The 14,410-nt window shown below is 72.0% G+C and carries 15 protein-coding genes; 7 read left to right on the top strand and 8 right to left on the bottom strand.

The window, feature by feature from the left end:
• Window positions 1–104: 104 nt before the first annotated feature.
• Window positions 105–782, bottom strand: coding sequence for a peroxiredoxin (locus B9O00_RS27270; RefSeq protein WP_085125885.1), 678 nt, complete (start codon window positions 780–782; stop codon window positions 105–107).
• A gap of 81 nt (window positions 783–863) precedes the next feature.
• Between B9O00_RS27270 and B9O00_RS27265 the strand changes: the two genes are divergently transcribed.
• Window positions 864–1,325, top strand: coding sequence for an ArsR/SmtB family transcription factor (locus tag B9O00_RS27265; protein ID WP_085125884.1), 462 nt, complete (start codon window positions 864–866; stop codon window positions 1,323–1,325).
• On the opposite strand, the gene B9O00_RS27260 is transcribed toward B9O00_RS27265, so the two are convergent.
• The 3 genes from B9O00_RS27260 to B9O00_RS27250 all read right to left on the bottom strand — a co-directional run bounded on the left by B9O00_RS27260 (window position 1,259) and on the right by B9O00_RS27250 (window position 4,815).
• The gene (locus B9O00_RS27260) at window positions 1,259–1,711 is read right to left on the bottom strand and encodes a DUF3574 domain-containing protein (protein WP_159460347.1); all 453 of its coding nucleotides are present in this window, start codon (window positions 1,709–1,711) and stop codon (window positions 1,259–1,261) included. The genes B9O00_RS27265 and B9O00_RS27260 overlap by 67 nt on opposite strands.
• A 79-nt stretch (window positions 1,712–1,790) precedes the next feature.
• Window positions 1,791–3,713 (bottom strand): TRAP transporter permease, encoded by a 1,923-nt coding sequence (locus B9O00_RS27255; RefSeq protein ID WP_085125882.1) that lies wholly within the window; start codon window positions 3,711–3,713, stop codon window positions 1,791–1,793.
• Window positions 3,714–3,816: 103 nt separating this feature from the next.
• On the bottom strand, window positions 3,817–4,815 hold the full coding sequence (locus B9O00_RS27250) for a TAXI family TRAP transporter solute-binding subunit (protein ID WP_085125881.1): 999 nt from the start codon (window positions 4,813–4,815) through the stop codon (window positions 3,817–3,819).
• A gap of 171 nt (window positions 4,816–4,986) precedes the next feature.
• Between B9O00_RS27250 and B9O00_RS27245 the strand changes: the two genes are divergently transcribed.
• Both B9O00_RS27245 and B9O00_RS27240 read left to right on the top strand, forming a co-directional pair.
• Window positions 4,987–5,820: a class II aldolase/adducin family protein gene (locus B9O00_RS27245; protein WP_085125880.1), complete on the top strand. Its 834-nt coding sequence runs from the start codon at window positions 4,987–4,989 to the stop codon at window positions 5,818–5,820.
• Window positions 5,821–5,917: 97 nt separating this feature from the next.
• Entirely contained in the window at window positions 5,918–6,490 is a 573-nt protein-coding gene (locus B9O00_RS27240; protein WP_085125879.1) for a MarR family winged helix-turn-helix transcriptional regulator, read from the top strand.
• Between the two features lie 83 nt (window positions 6,491–6,573).
• On the opposite strand, the gene B9O00_RS27235 is transcribed toward B9O00_RS27240, so the two are convergent.
• Window positions 6,574–7,863 carry a Rieske 2Fe-2S domain-containing protein gene (locus tag B9O00_RS27235; protein ID WP_085125878.1) on the bottom strand — a complete coding sequence of 430 codons (1,290 nt, stop codon included), beginning with the start codon at window positions 7,861–7,863 and terminating at the stop codon, window positions 6,574–6,576.
• 181 nt (window positions 7,864–8,044) lie between these two features.
• Between B9O00_RS27235 and B9O00_RS27230 the strand changes: the two genes are divergently transcribed.
• The 4 genes from B9O00_RS27230 (at window position 8,045) to B9O00_RS33200 (ending at window position 11,681) form a co-directional block, all read left to right on the top strand.
• A complete protein-coding gene (locus B9O00_RS27230) occupies window positions 8,045–9,013 on the top strand; it encodes a PDR/VanB family oxidoreductase (RefSeq protein ID WP_085125877.1) in 969 nt (322 codons plus the stop codon).
• Window positions 9,010–10,227 (top strand): Gfo/Idh/MocA family protein, encoded by a 1,218-nt coding sequence (locus B9O00_RS27225; RefSeq protein ID WP_235017213.1) that lies wholly within the window; start codon window positions 9,010–9,012, stop codon window positions 10,225–10,227. The genes B9O00_RS27230 and B9O00_RS27225 overlap by 4 nt, the downstream gene beginning before the upstream one ends.
• Before the next feature lie 177 nt (window positions 10,228–10,404).
• Window positions 10,405–11,397, top strand: coding sequence for an ABC transporter substrate-binding protein (locus tag B9O00_RS27220; protein ID WP_085125876.1), 993 nt, complete (start codon window positions 10,405–10,407; stop codon window positions 11,395–11,397).
• Window positions 11,398–11,510: 113 nt separating this feature from the next.
• The gene (locus B9O00_RS33200; protein WP_159460346.1) at window positions 11,511–11,681 is read left to right on the top strand and encodes a hypothetical protein; all 171 of its coding nucleotides are present in this window, start codon (window positions 11,511–11,513) and stop codon (window positions 11,679–11,681) included.
• A gap of 129 nt (window positions 11,682–11,810) precedes the next feature.
• Here the strand turns inward: B9O00_RS33200 and B9O00_RS27215 are convergent, their stop codons facing one another.
• From B9O00_RS27215 to otnK, 3 genes are all read right to left on the bottom strand, one after another.
• Complete coding sequence (locus B9O00_RS27215; protein ID WP_143596361.1) at window positions 11,811–12,293, bottom strand: GNAT family N-acetyltransferase; 483 nt, start codon at window positions 12,291–12,293, stop codon at window positions 11,811–11,813.
• Window positions 12,294–12,429: 136 nt separating this feature from the next.
• Window positions 12,430–13,083: a 3-oxo-tetronate 4-phosphate decarboxylase gene (gene otnC / locus B9O00_RS27210; protein WP_085125874.1), complete on the bottom strand. Its 654-nt coding sequence runs from the start codon at window positions 13,081–13,083 to the stop codon at window positions 12,430–12,432.
• Complete coding sequence (gene otnK, locus B9O00_RS27205) at window positions 13,080–14,339, bottom strand: 3-oxo-tetronate kinase (RefSeq protein WP_085125873.1); 1,260 nt, start codon at window positions 14,337–14,339, stop codon at window positions 13,080–13,082. Before otnK ends, otnC begins: the two co-directional genes overlap by 4 nt.
• Window positions 14,340–14,410: the final 71 nt, after the last annotated feature.

Genomic DNA, 14,410 nt, shown 5'->3' with positions numbered 1-14,410 from the left:
CGGTTCCGGAAGGCGGGGCGAGGCCGGGGTGCCTCGCTTCACATTCTACGAATATATTAATAGTAAAATGGATAACTATTGCAAGGGCCGAGCGACGGGCCGGCTCAGCCGGCGGCGTCGCCCGGCGGCCGCGGGCGGTAGTACCAGGCCCTGCCGGGGGCCTCGCCGCCCTCCGTCTCGACCCGCGGCAGTTCCCCTCGGGTCGTCGGTGGCGGCTCGAGCAGCGGCCCACCCGGCTGCCAGTCGGCCGGCGTTCCGCAGCCGCTGGCGCGCGCCGCGCGGGCGGCCTCGAGCAGGCGCAGGTGCTCCTCGACCGAGCGGCCGATCTGCAGCGGGTACCAGGTGATCGCCTGGACCAGACCGTCGGGGTCGATCAGGTAGGAGGCGCGGATCGTCGCGGTGCTGGTCGCCGCCGGATGGATCATGCCGTAGCGGCGGGCGACGGCCATCGAGACGTCCTCGAGCAGCGGCACCGCGACCCGGACGCCGAGCGTCCGCTCGATCGACTGCAGCCAGGCGAGGTGGGCGTAGAGGCTGTCGATCGACAGGGCCAGCAGCGCGCAGCCGCGGCTGCGGAACGCCTCCTGACGGCGGCCGAAGGCGGCCAGCTCGCTGGTGCAGACCGGCGTGAAGTCGGCCGGGTGGGACAGCAGGAACAGCCAGCCGCCACGGAAGTCCGCGAGGCGCACGGGGCCATCGGTCGAGCGCCCCTCGAAGGCCGGCGCCGGCTCGCCGATGCGCGGCCAGAAGCCCGGCGCCGCACCGCTCTCGTCCTGCTCCATCGCCTTGCCCCGAACCTTGACTTTATGAATCCAATAGTTATTGAAATCATACAGGATTGATCGGAGGCGGCAACGGTGACCATGGCGGAGCTGACCACGACGGCCGAGTGCCTGCGGCTGCTCGGCCACGCCCAGCGGCTGGCGATCCTGCTGCGCCTCGCCGCGGGCGCCTGCCCGGTCGCCAGCCTGCAGGCCGAACTGGGGCTGGAGCAGCCCTGGCTGTCCCAGAACCTGGCGCGGCTGCGCAAGGCCGGGCTGATCGCTGCCGAGCGCCAGGGCCGCAACGTGATCTACCGGACCGGCGACCTCTCGGCGCTCGAGGCGCTGCGGCCGCTGTTCGCGGCGGCGCCGGAAGGGGCGCTGCCGGGCGGCGCGCCGCCGGCTCCGGCGGCGCGGCGGCCCGAGGCCGGCGCCGCCCTCTTCGCCCGCATCGAGGGGGGCGCGCTGACCGCCGGGCGGGAGCGGCCGGGGCGGCGTCAGAAGCTGGCGCAGACCGGCGCCGTCGTCAGCAGCACCGACTGCTGGTGGAAGCGGGCCTTGTAGGCCTCGATCACGTCGTGGAGGCGTGGCCGCTGCGCCTCGGGATCGGTCATCACGACGACCAGCAGCTTGCTCGCCTCCTTCTCGACCGGCGCCGTCGCGTCGGCGCGCCACTGGCCACGCCCGTCGAGCACGGTCAGGCCGTCGGGAAAGCGTGGCGTCACCTCCTCGTCCAGGAAGTCCGCCCAGTCGGTCTCGCCGACCTGGCCGCCGCCCGGCAGCGAGCGGCCGAAGTAGAGCCGCGCCTCGGTCGCGGACTGCCCGCCCTCGAGGCAGGACAGCAGCGGCTCGGTCGGGATCGAGGGCGTTGCGGGTCGCGGCAGCGGCGCGCAGGCACCGAGCAGCAGCAGGGCGGCGAGGAGGACAGGGGTGCGCGTGAGGCGCGGCAAGGCGGGACCTCCGGCTGGCGGCGACGGCGTCCGACGCTGATAGCGCAGCCGCGGCGCGCCGTCGAGGCCGCCCGGCCGCTCAGTCGGGCTCCGCAGAGGGGCTCGGCGCCGCGGCGCGCAGGCCGCGCCGCTCGAACAGCACGACCAGGACGAAGAGCGCGACGCCGACCGCCACGGCAACCGGCTGGACCGAGAGCAGCAGCAGGCCGGCGGCCAGCAGCGCGAGGCGCGACAGAGCGCCGATCGCGACCTTCCAGTAGCCTTCGGCCGCGACCACCAGCAGGCAGAGCGCGGCAGCCACCGTGACGGTCGCGACCGCGGTCTCGATCCAGCTGCCCTGCAGCAGCAGGGCCGGGCTGTAGACGAAGGCGAAGGGCACGAAGAAGGCGGCGAGCGCGATGCGCACGGCCTGCACGGCGATCTTCAGCGGGTTCTCGTCGGCGATGGCGCTGGCGGCGTAGGCCGCGACCGCGACCGGCGGCGTGATCGCCGACATGACCGCGAAGTAGAGCAGGAAGAGGTGCCCGGCCATGACCTCGATGCCGAGATTCTTCATCACCGGGGCGACCAGCACGGCGGCCAGGATGTAGGCCGAGGGCGTCGGCATGCCGAGGCCGAGCAGCAGGGTCAGCAGGCCGGCCAGGACCAGCGAGACGAACTGGTTGGCGCCGGAGATCAGGAACACCAGGTTGCTGAACTTCGAGGCGAGGCCGGTCATGGTGATGCCGCCGATGACCAGGCCGGCCGCGGCGCAGGCGCCGGCCACCGCGACCATGCGCAGGCTGGTCTCGGCCAGGATCTCGTAGATCTTGCGCGGGTTGAGGCGGGTCGCGCGGCGCAGGCTCGAGACGATCAGCACGGCGCCGGTGCCGTAGAGCGCGGCGTAGGTCGGCGTGTAGCCCTCGACCAGCGACCAGGTGATGACCGCCAGGGGCACCAGGAACAGGCCGCCCTCGCGCAGGGTCTTGCGCACCGAGGGGATCTCGTCCTCGGTCATGCCGCGCAGGCCGATGCGCTCGGCGCGCAGGTGCACCTGCAGATAGATCGGCAGGTAGTAGAGCAGCGCCGGGATGATCGCGGCGAAGGCGATCTCGACGTAGGGGATGCCGGTGTACTCGGCCATGATGAAGGCGGCGGCGCCCATCACCGGCGGCAGCAGGCTGCCGCCGGTCGAGGCCGCGACCTCGACGGCGCCGGCGAAGGCGGCCTTGTAGCCGAGCTTCTTCATCATCGGGATGGTGACCGCGCCGGTCGTCACGACGTCGGAGGTCGGGCTGCCCGAGATGGTGCCGTAGAGCGCCGAGGAGATGACCGCGATCTTGGCCGGCCCGCCGCGCGTCTTGCCGGTCAGCGAGGCGGCGAGATTGAAGAAGAAGTCGGCGCCGCCGGTCTTGGCCAGGGTCGTGCCGAACATGACGAAGAGGAAGGCATAGGTCGCGGCGACCCGGAGCGGCACGCCGAACAGGCCGTCGGTCGTCAGCACCATGATGTCGAGGAAGTGGGCCAGCGAGATCTCGCCGTGCTTCAGCGGGCCGCCGAGCCGGTCGCCGAACAGGTTGTAGAGGATGAAGACGCAGACGATCGCGGTCAGGCCGAGGCCGACCGTGCGCCGCATCGCCTCGATCGCCAGCAGGATCAGCAGCGAGCCGAAGACGACGTCCCCCTGGCTCAGCGGATCGAGCAGCGTGATGCGCACCGCGATCGCGTCGGCCTCGGTCATGAAGTAGATGCCGCAGGCTGCCGAGAGCAGCGCCAGCAGCAGGTCGACGGCCTTGACCTGCTCGGCATCGGACTTGGCGCTCGGCCCGATCAGCAGGAAGGTCATGACCAGCATCAGCGACAGGAAGGTGATGGTCAGGGACAGCGCGTCGCCCTTCGACCAGGCCGCGGCATAGACGGTCCAGACCGCGGTGCCGGCGGCGAACAGGCGGATGGCATGGCCCAGCGGACCCTGCGGACGGCGCCGGGTGCCGGTGTCGAAAGCCAGACCGAGAAGGGACACGGCGGACGGCTCCTGTCGGGCGGAGTTGGGTCGGATTCTCGTCGGGACGGCCGGTCGGGGCGGCGGCAGTCCGGGCGGCACCGGGGGCGCCGCCCGGCGCCTGCTACTGCAGGCCCTTGGCCTTGTAGACCGCGGCGGCGGCGGGGTGGTACGGCACCGCCTTGGCGCTCGCCATCAGCTTGGCGTCGAGCGGGCGCATCGCCTTGTGCACGCCCTGCAGGGCGTCGATGTGCTCGACCAGCGCCGTGGTCAGGTCGGTGACCATCTTGGGATCGGCGTCCTTGCGGACGAAGAGCTGCGCCGAGACCGTGACGGTCAGCACGTCCTTGTCGTTCCAGGAATAGGCCGAGGCCGGGATCGTGAAGCGGTTGATCGACCACTCCTTGGTGACCGCGTCGGCCGTCGCGTCGGTAATCGGGATCAGCACGACCGGCAGCGAGGTCTGCAGCTGCTGGATCGAGCGGTGGTTGACGAACAGCGAGTTGAGCAGGGCGTCGGCGCGCCGGTCGCGCATCATCTCGCCCTGCTCCTTGGAGGCGGCGTAGGTCACCGTCCCGCCCCAGGACTCGATGTCCTTCACGCCGGCGCCGGCGGCGTCGAGCATCGAGGCGCCGATCGCGCTGACCACGTTGCCGCGGCGGTTCAGGAGGATGTTGATCGGCAGCTTCTGCTTGCCGATGTCCTCCATCGTCTTGATGCCGTGCTCCTCGGCGTAGTCCTTGCGCATGATGAGCTGCTCGGGCGCCCAGGTGTAGAGCACCGCGACCGTCCGCATCGAGTCGACCGGCGCCTTGAAGGGCTCCTGGCCCTTGATCGCCGCGGTCGCCTCGGCGTCGTGGATGATCGCCAGGTCGCACTTGCCCTGGTCGAGCTGCACGACGTTGGCGAAGCCGCCGCCCGAGGTCTGGTAGGTGACCGTCGAGCCGGGCAGCGCGGCCTTGAGCGCGCCGTCGATGCCGGCGCCGAGCAGCGACCAGAGGCCGCCCGGGCTCGCCCCGCAGAGCGTCAGGTTGTAGCCGGCCTGAGCCGGGCCGGGCAGCGCCAGCGCCGCCCCTGCGGCGAGGGCGACGGCGGCGAGCAGCGACCTTCTCGTCGTGATCATGTCTCAGGTTCCTCCCGTTGTTTTCGTTTCGATTTGTTGTTGACCCCCGACCGCGTCTCGCGAAGCATGATCTTAGAGGTCTAATTTTGAATCACTCTACCGAGCCCGCTTGATCCAAGTCAACGACAGCTTGGCGGCGGCGTGCCTCGGCGCAGACAGGGAGACGGCGGCATGTGCGACAGGCTTCAGGACGACGGCAGCCGGGGCGGGGCCTCGGCCAGCGCCGAGGATCGCGGGCGCCCGGCGCCGCCCGCCGACCCGGCGCTGCTCGACGACCTGGTCGCCGCCAACCGCATCCTCGCGCGCCACGGCGTCGTCGACGCCTTCGGCCATGTCTCGGTGCGTCACGACAAGGCGCCCGACCGCTTCCTGCTGTCGCGCAACATGGCGCCCGGCCTGGTCACCGGGGCCGACATCGTCGAGTTCGACCTGGACGGCACGCCGGTCGACGCCGCCGGCCGCCGGGTCTACCTGGAGCGCTTCCTGCACGGCGAGATCTACCGCTCGCGCCCCGACGTCCAGGCGGTCGTGCACAGCCACGCCCCCGACCTGCTGCCCTTCGGCATCGTCGAGGGCCTGGCGCTCCGGCCGGTCTGGCACATGGCCGGCTTCCTGGGCGACTTCGCCAGAGACGGCGCGGGCGGCGGCGGGGGCGGCGAGGCCGGCCTGCCGGTCTTCGAGATCCGCGAGACGGCGGGGCCGGCGAGCGACCTGCTGATCCGCGACAACGCGCTCGGCCGCGCGCTCGCCGAGTCGCTGGGCGGGGCGCCGGTCGCGCTGATGCGCGGCCACGGCGCGACGCTGGTCGGCGAGTCCCTGGCGATCGCCGTGTTCCGCTCGGTCTACACCAAGATGAACGCCGACGTGCTGCTGCGCGCGCTGCCCTTCGGGCCGGTCACCTACCTGACCGCCGGAGAGGCGGCGGCGACGACCGCGACCAACAGCGGCCAGGTCCAGCGCGCCTGGGAGCTGTGGAAGCGCGAGGCCGGAGCGCCGGAAGGGTGAGGGGCCCCGAGGCCCCGGCTGGACCCCGAACCTTGACCGGCTCCGGCCGGCATCGGCTTAGTGAGGGCTGTTCCCCTCCTCCCGGTGCCGACGAGCGATGCCGAAGCACCCCGTGAAGCCGACCGACCAGACCACTCAGGCGATCCTCGCGCACTGGCGCGAGGCCGTGCCGAACGACCGCCTGGCGCACCTGGTGCGCGACGCCGCGCGCGGCCTGACCCGGGCGCTGCAGCTGCGCCTCGCCGAGCACGGCGTCTCCTTCGGCCACTGGTCCTTCCTGCGCATCCTCTGGGCGCGCGACGGCATCACCCAGCGCGACCTCAGCGTCCAGGCCGGCCTGATGGAGCCGACGACCCACTCGGCGATCCTCAGGATGGAGGAGCTCGGCTACGTCGTGCGCCGCCATCCCGAGGGCAACCGGCGCAAGCTGCACATCTTCCTGACCGAGCAGGGCCGGCGCCTCGAGAAGGTGCTGGTGCCGCTCGCCGAGCAGGTCAACGCCATGTCGGTCGAGGGCGTGCCGCCGGCCGAGGTCGAGACGACCCGGCGCGTGCTGCTGGCGATGATCCAGAACCTCGCGGTCGACGAGGCCGCCGCCCTCGACCAGGGCCAGCGCATGCCCTCGACCCGCTCGCTCGGCCGTCGCGGCCGGGGCGGGGAGGAGGGGTAGGGGAGAGAAGGAGGCTCCGGCCGCGCCGGAATGGCTTCGCCCTTCGACAGGCTCAGGACGAAGCCATCGGGGGAACGCCCCGCTCAGCTCGCCTTGCGCGTCTCCGCCTCGCCGCTGCCGCCGCCGAGCGTGCGCCAGTCGGTCGTCTTCGGCACGATGCCCTGGTAGGAGGCGATCTCGACCTGCGGGATCCGCGGCTCTGTGGTGCCGATCGCCGGGCCGCCGGACCCGACCTGGCGGGCCGCCTCGACCATCAGGCGGCGGAACTCGACGATCGCGAGGTCGCTGGCGCCCAGCGTGTCCCTGGTGCGGTCGACGATGGCGCCCATCGAGACCCACATCGCGATGTCCTGGTTCGGGATGCCCTTGATGCCGGTGAAGTTGCCGGCCTTCATCGCCTGGCGGTCCTGGCCGAAGTCGTTCTCCAGCGTCCGCAGGCAGTTGTAGTCGGCGTCGAGGTCGATGCCGGGCCGCGCGCTGTTGAACTTGCGCCAGGTCTCGGTGTCCGGGCAGCTCGCGCCGCCCCAGGCGATGAAGTGGAAGGCCGTGGTCTCGTCGTCGACCGGCACGATCACGCTGGCGACGTTGTAGGAGCTGTTCGGCGGGATCAGCGAGATGAAGGGCGCGACGAAGACGGTCATGCGGACGTAGTCGTGGGTCGCGGCGTTCTTGATCGGCCGGCGGATCGCGGCGTAGCGGAAGCCGTAGGGCGTGCGCTCGGCCTGCAGGCGCGGCGACTTGTCGGTCGAGGGCCTGAGCCAGTTGGTCTCGGTGGCCCCGGCGCTCTCGACCCGAGCCGGCACCATGTCGGAGGAGTGCAGGCTGGAGGAGTGCGCCGAATCGATCTGGCCCTCGGTGATTTGCGCCCAGTTGCAGGGCACCCTGATCTTCAGGATCGAGACCTTGGTGTCCTCACCGGGCGAGAAGGGCGGCCGCTCGAACGCGGGCATCGCCTCGGCCTCGCCCATCCAGATCCAGACGAAGCCGGCGGCCTCGCGGGTCGGGTAGGCCTTGTGCTTGACCTTCTCCCTGAGCGGGCTCTCGGGCGGCTCGGAGGACATCTCGACGACGTTGCCCTCCACGTCCATCTTCCAGCCGTGGTAGAGGCAGCGCAGGCCGCACTCCTCGTTGCGGCCGTAGACCAGCGAGGCGCGGCGGTGCGGGCAGAGCTCGTCGAGCACCCCGACCCGGCCCTCGCTGTCGCGGAAGGCGACCAGGTTCTCGCCCAGCACGCGCACGCGCACCGGCTTGCCGTCGGGCTCCGCGACCTCCTCGGACAGCAGCGCCGGCACCCAGTGCTGGCGCATCAGCCTGCCCATCGGGGCGCCGTTCTCGACCCGGCAGAGCAGGTCGTTCTCTTCGGCCGTCAGCATGCAGTCCTCCCACCTTCCGTCGCTTGCTCGCGCATCCGGGCCTAAATTTTAGATATCTAAGAAGGTGTGGTCAATCGCTTGACGCTTCAATTTAGATATCTAAGATCAAGTTCAAGGGCGCCCCGCGGCTTCGGCCGGCGAGATGGCGCCCAGGGTCCGAGCCGACCGGGAGAGACGCCGAATGGCGGAAGAGACGACCGTGGCGGAGCTGCGGCCGCTGCTGGTGCGCAGCAAGCGGCAGCTGACGCCCGACATCTGGCAGTTCGAGCTGGTCGATCCGGACGGCGGCGAGCTGCCGCCTTTCGAGGCCGGCTGCCACGTCACGGTGGAGACGCCCTCGGGCGCGCGCCGCACCTACTCGCTGAGCAACGACCCCGAGGAGCGCGACCGCTACGTCCTCGGGGTCAAGCAGGAGCGCTCGGGCCGTGGCGGCTCGACCAGCCTGATCGAGGGCGTGCAGGAAGGCGACAGCGTGCCGGTTTCGCTGCCGATCAACCGCTTCCCGCTGGTCGAGGCGCCGGAGTACCTTTTCGTCGCCGGCGGCATCGGCATCACGCCGATCCTCTCGATGGTCCGCAAGGTCGCGCGGGAAGGCGAGGCGAGGTTCCGCCTGATCTACTGCACGCGCAGCCCCGAGCTGACCGCCTTCCGGGAGGAGCTGCAGGCGCCGGAGCTGAAGGGCCGGGTCGTGATCCATCACGACGAGGGCGACCCCGACCGGGTCTACGACTTCTGGGTGGTCTTCGAGAAGCCCGGCAGGGCCCAGGTCTACTGCTGCGGCCCGAAGCCGCTGATGGAGGAGGTGCGCGGCATGACCGGCCACTGGCCGCCGGGCGCCATCCACTTCGAGGATTTCGCCGGCGACGTGCCGGCGGTCAAGCCGGACGACAGGGCCTTCACGGTGCGCAACGCCAGGACCGGCGAGACAGTCGAGATCCCGGCCGACAGGACGATCCTGGAGACCCTGCGCGCCGCCGGCCACCGCCTGCCCAGCTCCTGCGAGAGCGGTACCTGCGGCTCCTGCCGGACGAAGCTCGTCGCCGGCGAGCCGGACCACCGCGACATGGTGCTGACCGACGAGGAGCAGGCCGGCCACATCATGATCTGCGTGTCGCGCGCGCGCTCCGACGAGCTGGTGCTGGAGTGGTGAGCGGCGGCAGGGAGGCGGGCCGGCAGGTCCGGCTCGGGATCTGCGGCCTCGGCCGCGCCTTCATGCTGATGCTGCCGACCTTCCGGCGCGACGCGCGCTTCCGGCTGGTCGCGGCGGCGACGCCGGGCGAGGCCGGGCGGGCGCGCTTCGTCCGGGACTTCGGCGGCCGCGCCTACGCCACCATGGCCGAGCTCTGCGCCGACCCGGAGGTCGAGGCGATCTACGTCGCCAGCCCTCACCAGTTCCACGCCGAGCAGGTCGCCCAGGCGGCGGCGGCCGGCAAGCACCTGCTGGTCGAGAAGCCCCTGGCGGTCTCGCTGGAGGACGGCAAGGCGATGGTCGCGGCGGCGGAGACGGCGGGCATCCACCTGATCGTCGGCCCCAGCCACTCCTTCGACCGGCCGGTGCTGGAGGCGCGCGCCCTGATCGACAGCGGCGCGGTCGGCCGGGTGCGCATGATCCAGGCGCTCAACTACACCGACTTCCTCTATCGTCCGCGCCGGCCCGAGGAGCTGGTGACGGCCGAGGGCGGCGGCGTGGTCTTCAGCCAGGCGGTGCACCAGATCGACGTCGTCCGCCTGCTCGGCGGCGGCCTGGTCCGCTCAGTGCGGGCCATGACCGGCGACTGGGATCCGGAGCGGCCGACCGAGGGCGCCTATGCGCTGCTCCTGGACTTCGAGGACGGCGCCTTCGCCTCGCTGACCTATTCGGGCTACGCGCGCTTCGATTCCGACGAGCTGATGGGCTGGTTCGGCGAGCTCGGCAGCCGCAAGTCGCCGGCGGGCTACGGCCGGGCGCGCCGGGCGCTGAGGGGGCTCGCCTCGGCGGCGGAGGAGGCGGCGCTCAAGCGCACCCGCACCTATGGCGGATCGGGCGGCGGCGGGGCCGGCGACCGGGAGCCGCCGCTGCCGGCGGCCCACGAGCACTTCGGCTTCCTGCTGGCGAGCTGCGAGAAGGCGGACCTGCGGCCGCTGCCCGACCGGCTGCTGGTCTACGGCGACGAGGCCATCGAGGAGCGGCCGATCCCGGCGCCCGAGGTGCCGCGCCGGGAGGTCATGGACGAGCTCTGGGCCGCCGTCGTCGAGGACCGCGCGCCCCTGCACAGCGGCGCCTGGGGCCTGGCCTCGCTCGAGGTCTGCCACGGCATCCTGCGCTCGGCCGCCGAGCGGCGCGAGATCATGATGACGCTGCAGGTGCCCTATCGGGGCGAATGAGAGGAATCTACCCCTCACCCTCCCACGCTTCGCGTGGGCCCCTCCCTCTCCCCCAAGGGGCGAGGGATGAAACAGGCGCTCTCCCTGTTCCCTCGCCCCTTGGGGGAGAGGGAGGGGCCCGCGAAGCGGGAGGGTGAGGGGTGACGACGCACCGAATCTGAGGGGAGGAACCCGACCTTGTCCAAGCTCCGGCTCTCGGTCGCCATCGGCGACTACGACCGCAACCGCCCGCTGATCGACGGCCGCGTGCAGATCGACGGCGTCGACCCGGTCTTCATGACCCTGTCGCCGGAGGAGATCTTCTTCCGCGCCTTCCGGCACCGGGAGTTCGACATCTGCGAGCTGTCCTTCAGCTCCTACCTGGTGACGGTCGACAAGGGCGCCCCGGCCTACGTCGCGATCCCGGCCTTCCTCAGCCGCGCCTTCCGCCACACCTCGATCTACGTGCGCGACGACAAGGGCATCGAGGATCCCTCGGACCTCAAGGGCAAGCGGATCGGCCTGGCCGAGTACCAGCTGACCGCCAACGTCTGGGCCCGCGCCCTGCTGGAGGACGACCACGGCGTGAAGCCGTCGGACGTCACCTGGGTGCGCGGCGGCATGGAGACCCCGGGTCGGCCCGAGAAGATCCCCCTGAAGCTGCCGCCGGAGATCCGCCTGGAGCAGGCGCCGGAAGGCAAATCCCTCAACGAGCTGCTGGCGGCCGGCGAGATCGACGGCTTCATGGGCCCGCGCACGCTGTCCTGCTTCGACCAGGGCCACCCCCAGGTGCGCCGCCTGTTCCGCGACCCGACCGCGGCGGCGGCCGACTACTACCGCCGCAGCGGCATCTTCCCGGTCATGCACCTGCTCGGCCTCAGGCGCGAGATCGCCGAGGCCCAGCCCTGGCTGCCGGCGGCCCTGCTCAAGGCCTTCGGCCAGTCGAAGGCGGCGGCGCTGAAGCTGCTCGCCGACACCTCGGCAACCAAGGTCACGCTGCCCTTCGTCGAGGAGCAGCTCGCCGCCGCCAGGGTCCTGATGGGCGAGGACTACTGGTCCTACGGCGTGGCCGCGAACCGCAGCACCCTGGAGACCTTCCTCGACCACCACCACCGGCAGGGCCTTTCCAGCCGCCGCCTCGCCCTCGAGGAGGTCTTCCACCCGGCGACCCTGGAGGCGCACTCGATCTGAGCGGGCGGGGCGTCCGCCCGCAAGGTGGACGCGAGTTCATCCGGCGGACAGGACGCGGCAAGGCGCGGCGATGCAGACTCCTCCTCTGACTCGGGACGAGGAGGACGCGAGCCGTGAAGCAGGCCTTCCTGGGCAACGCCATCGCCTTCGGTCTGGTCGTCGTGATCGCGCTGGGCACGGTTGCCGCCCTCGCGGCCGGGGCCCACAGGCCTCCCCACCACGTGGTCGCGAGCCTGGTCCACGCGAGCTTGGTCCACGCGGGCACGGTCCACGCGAGCAGCTGAGCACGAGCCCCCTCCGCGGCGCGGTGCCCTCCCCCTTCCCGCCGCATCGCGGATCCAGACGCCGCCGGCTGCCCCTCTCGGCCGGCGGCGTTCTGCCGTCCGGGCCCGGCGTCCGGCCAGTGCGTCGGGTCAGCCGATCGGCCAGCTGTAGAGGATCTCGTCGTCGATCGGCCGGCCGCCGAGCCGCTCGTAGAAGCGGATCGCCGACGGGTTGCGGTCCCACACCGTCCACATCACCCGCCCGCAGCCCTCGGCCCGGCCGATCTCGGCGAGCCGCTCCATGAGCTGCCGGCCGATGCCGCGGTCGCGCCAGGCCTCGGTCACGAAGAGGTCGGTGATCAGCAGCATGCCCTCCATGGCGTCGGCCCAGAAGCCGACGTTGTAGTTGGCGTAGCCGACGATCCCGCCCTCGGCCTCGGCGAGCTCCATGGCGAAGAGCGGCTTCTCGCCGAAGCCGCAGCGCTCCAGCTTGTCCCGGCAGGCGGCGACGTCGAAGCTCGGGTCGCTACCGCCGAGCGCCGCCAGGTAGGCGAAGAACTCTGCCGCCAGCTCGGCGACCGTCGCCATGTCCGCGCGAACCGCTGGGCGGAAGGTGACGGGAGTCCCGGTCATCGAGGCGGCCTCGCGCTCCCACGCCCCTCGACAAGCTCGGGACGAAGCAGAGGCAGCGGCATGCCCCAACAGTCGCTTCGTCCCGAGCCTGTCGAGGGGCGTGTCGGCACCGGCCCAATCCCCCGCGGCCGCATGCCTAGTCCTTCCACTCGACGTCGAAGGTCGTCACGACGTCGGCGATCTGGGCCCCGGTCAGGAGGCGCGGGTTGCAGCCGCGCAGCAGCAGGGCGAGGCGCGCCGTCTCCTCCAGCTCCTCCATGGCGTAGACGGCGGCCTCCAGGTCCTTGCCGGCGACGACGGGCCCGTGGTTGGCCAGCAGCACGGCGCTGCGCTTGCCGGCGAGGCCCCTGACCGCGTCGCCCATGGCCGGGTCGCCGGGCCGGAAGTAGGGCAGCAGCTTGACCTTGCCGAGCTTCATCACCGCGTAGGCGGTCAGCGGCGGCAGGGCGTTCTCGGGGTCGGTCTCCGGCAGCAGCGAGAGCGCCACCGAGTGGGTCGAATGCAGGTGCACGACGGCGCCGGTGCGCCCGGGCCGCGTCTCGTAGAAGGCACCGTGCAGCGCCATCTCCTTGGTCGGCCTGTCGCCCTCGACCAGCGTGCCCGCGGCGTCGAAGCGGCTGAGCCGCGCCGGGTCGAGATCGCGGAAGGAGGAGCCGGTTGGGGTCACCAGCAGGCCGCCGTCGGGCAGGCGCGCCGAGATGTTGCCCGAGGCGCCGCTGGTCAGGCCGCGCTCGAAGAGCGACTTCGCGAAGCCGCAGATCGCCTCGCGCAGCGCCGCTTCCGCGCTCATGCGCCGGAAGCGAGCACGCCGAGCGCGCGCTCGAAGAAGTCGGGCGCGCCGAAGTTGCCGGACTTGAGCGCGAGGCCGCGGCCGGCGTCGTCGAGCAGCGCCGGCACGCCGGGCGCGATCTCCGGGCCGATGCGCAGGCTCCCGGCGCCGAGCGCGGCGGTCACCGCGCCCGAGGTCTCGCCGCCGGCGACGACGAAGCGGCGTACGCCGCGGGCGTCCAGGGTCGCGGCGAGGCCGGCGAAGAAGCGCTCGATCGCCGCCGCGACCCGGTCTCGCCCGTAGGCCGACTGGGCGGCGCCGACTGCCTCCGGATCGGCGGTCGAGTAGACCAGCGGGGCATCGTCGAGATGCTCCGCGACCCACTCGGCGACCGAGTCGGCGGTCTCCTTGCCGCACAGCACCTGCTCCGGGTCGACGGCGAGGGAGGGATGCCGCTCGGCGTAGACCGCGACCTGGCCGCGGGTCGCCGTCGAGCAGGAGCCGGAGAGCACGACGGCCGGTCCCTCGACCGCGTGCCAGCCGGCGGTGCCTTCGTGCTCACCGGCGGCGCCCTGGTCGCGGAAGTTCGCCGGCAGGCCGAGCGCGACGCCGGAACCGCCGGTGACCAGGGTGACGCCGGCGGCCGCCTTGCCGATGATCCTGAGGTCTTCGTCGGCCACGGCGTCGAGCACGACGAAGGGCCGGCCGGCCGCGACCTCGCCGTCGAGCGCGGCGGCGACCGCAGCGGGCCCCTGCCGGATCGTCTGCAGCGGCACGTGGCCGACGCCGAGCGTGGTCTGCAGCGCCAGCCAGCGCCGGATGTCCGGATCGGTCATCGGCGTCAGCGGATGCCGCTCCATGCCCGACTCGCTGAGCAGCCTGTCGCCGACGAAGAGGTGGCCCTGGAAGATCCGCCGGCCGTTGGCCGGGAAGGCCGGACAGAACAGCGCTCGGTCGGCGCCGAGCTCCTTCATCAGGGCCTCGGCGACCGGGCCGATGTTGCCGTCGGGCCGCGAGTCGAAGGTCGAGCAGTACTTGAAGAAGAACTGGCGGCAGCCCTGGCGCCTCAGCCAGTCGAGCGCGGCCAGGCTGTCGGCGATCGCCTCGTTCGCCGGGCAGGTGCGCGACTTCAGGGCGACGATGCCGGCCTCGACGTCCGGCTCGGCGTCCCGCTCCGGCACGCCGCAGTACTGGACCGTGCGGAAGCCCTCCTTGACCAGGGTCGAGCCCAGGTCGCTGGAGCCGGTGAAGTCGTCGCCGATGCAGCCGAGCAGCATGTCTCCTCCTCAGAGCCTTGAGCCGCGCGTTGGCCCGAAGGGTAGCGGATCGCCGGCGCCCGCGGCCAGCG

The sequence above is a fragment of the Tistlia consotensis USBA 355 genome, from assembly GCF_900177295.1.
GTDB lineage: Bacteria > Pseudomonadota > Alphaproteobacteria > Kiloniellales > DSM-21159 > Tistlia > Tistlia consotensis.
Note: the sequence above shows the minus strand (reverse complement) of the source record. Positions and strands in the feature narration are given on the sequence as shown.

What these genes read in the sequence shown, in the direction of transcription:
- B9O00_RS27235 (WP_085125878.1), bottom strand. Translation starts at nt 7,863, where the DNA reads ATGCTGACGGCCGAAGAGAACGACCTGCTCTGCCGGGTCGAGAACGGC.
- B9O00_RS27230 (WP_085125877.1), top strand. Translation starts at nt 8,045, where the DNA reads ATGGCGGAAGAGACGACCGTGGCGGAGCTGCGGCCGCTGCTGGTGCGC.
- B9O00_RS27270 (WP_085125885.1), bottom strand. Translation starts at nt 782, where the DNA reads ATGGAGCAGGACGAGAGCGGTGCGGCGCCGGGCTTCTGGCCGCGCATC.
- B9O00_RS27245 (WP_085125880.1), top strand. Translation starts at nt 4,987, where the DNA reads ATGTGCGACAGGCTTCAGGACGACGGCAGCCGGGGCGGGGCCTCGGCC.
- B9O00_RS27265 (WP_085125884.1), top strand. Translation starts at nt 864, where the DNA reads ATGGCGGAGCTGACCACGACGGCCGAGTGCCTGCGGCTGCTCGGCCAC.
- otnC (WP_085125874.1), bottom strand. Translation starts at nt 13,083, where the DNA reads ATGAGCGCGGAAGCGGCGCTGCGCGAGGCGATCTGCGGCTTCGCGAAG.
- otnK (WP_085125873.1), bottom strand. Translation starts at nt 14,339, where the DNA reads ATGCTGCTCGGCTGCATCGGCGACGACTTCACCGGCTCCAGCGACCTG.
- B9O00_RS27250 (WP_085125881.1), bottom strand. Translation starts at nt 4,815, where the DNA reads ATGATCACGACGAGAAGGTCGCTGCTCGCCGCCGTCGCCCTCGCCGCA.
- B9O00_RS27240 (WP_085125879.1), top strand. Translation starts at nt 5,918, where the DNA reads ATGCCGAAGCACCCCGTGAAGCCGACCGACCAGACCACTCAGGCGATC.
- B9O00_RS27215 (WP_143596361.1), bottom strand. Translation starts at nt 12,293, where the DNA reads ATGACCGGGACTCCCGTCACCTTCCGCCCAGCGGTTCGCGCGGACATG.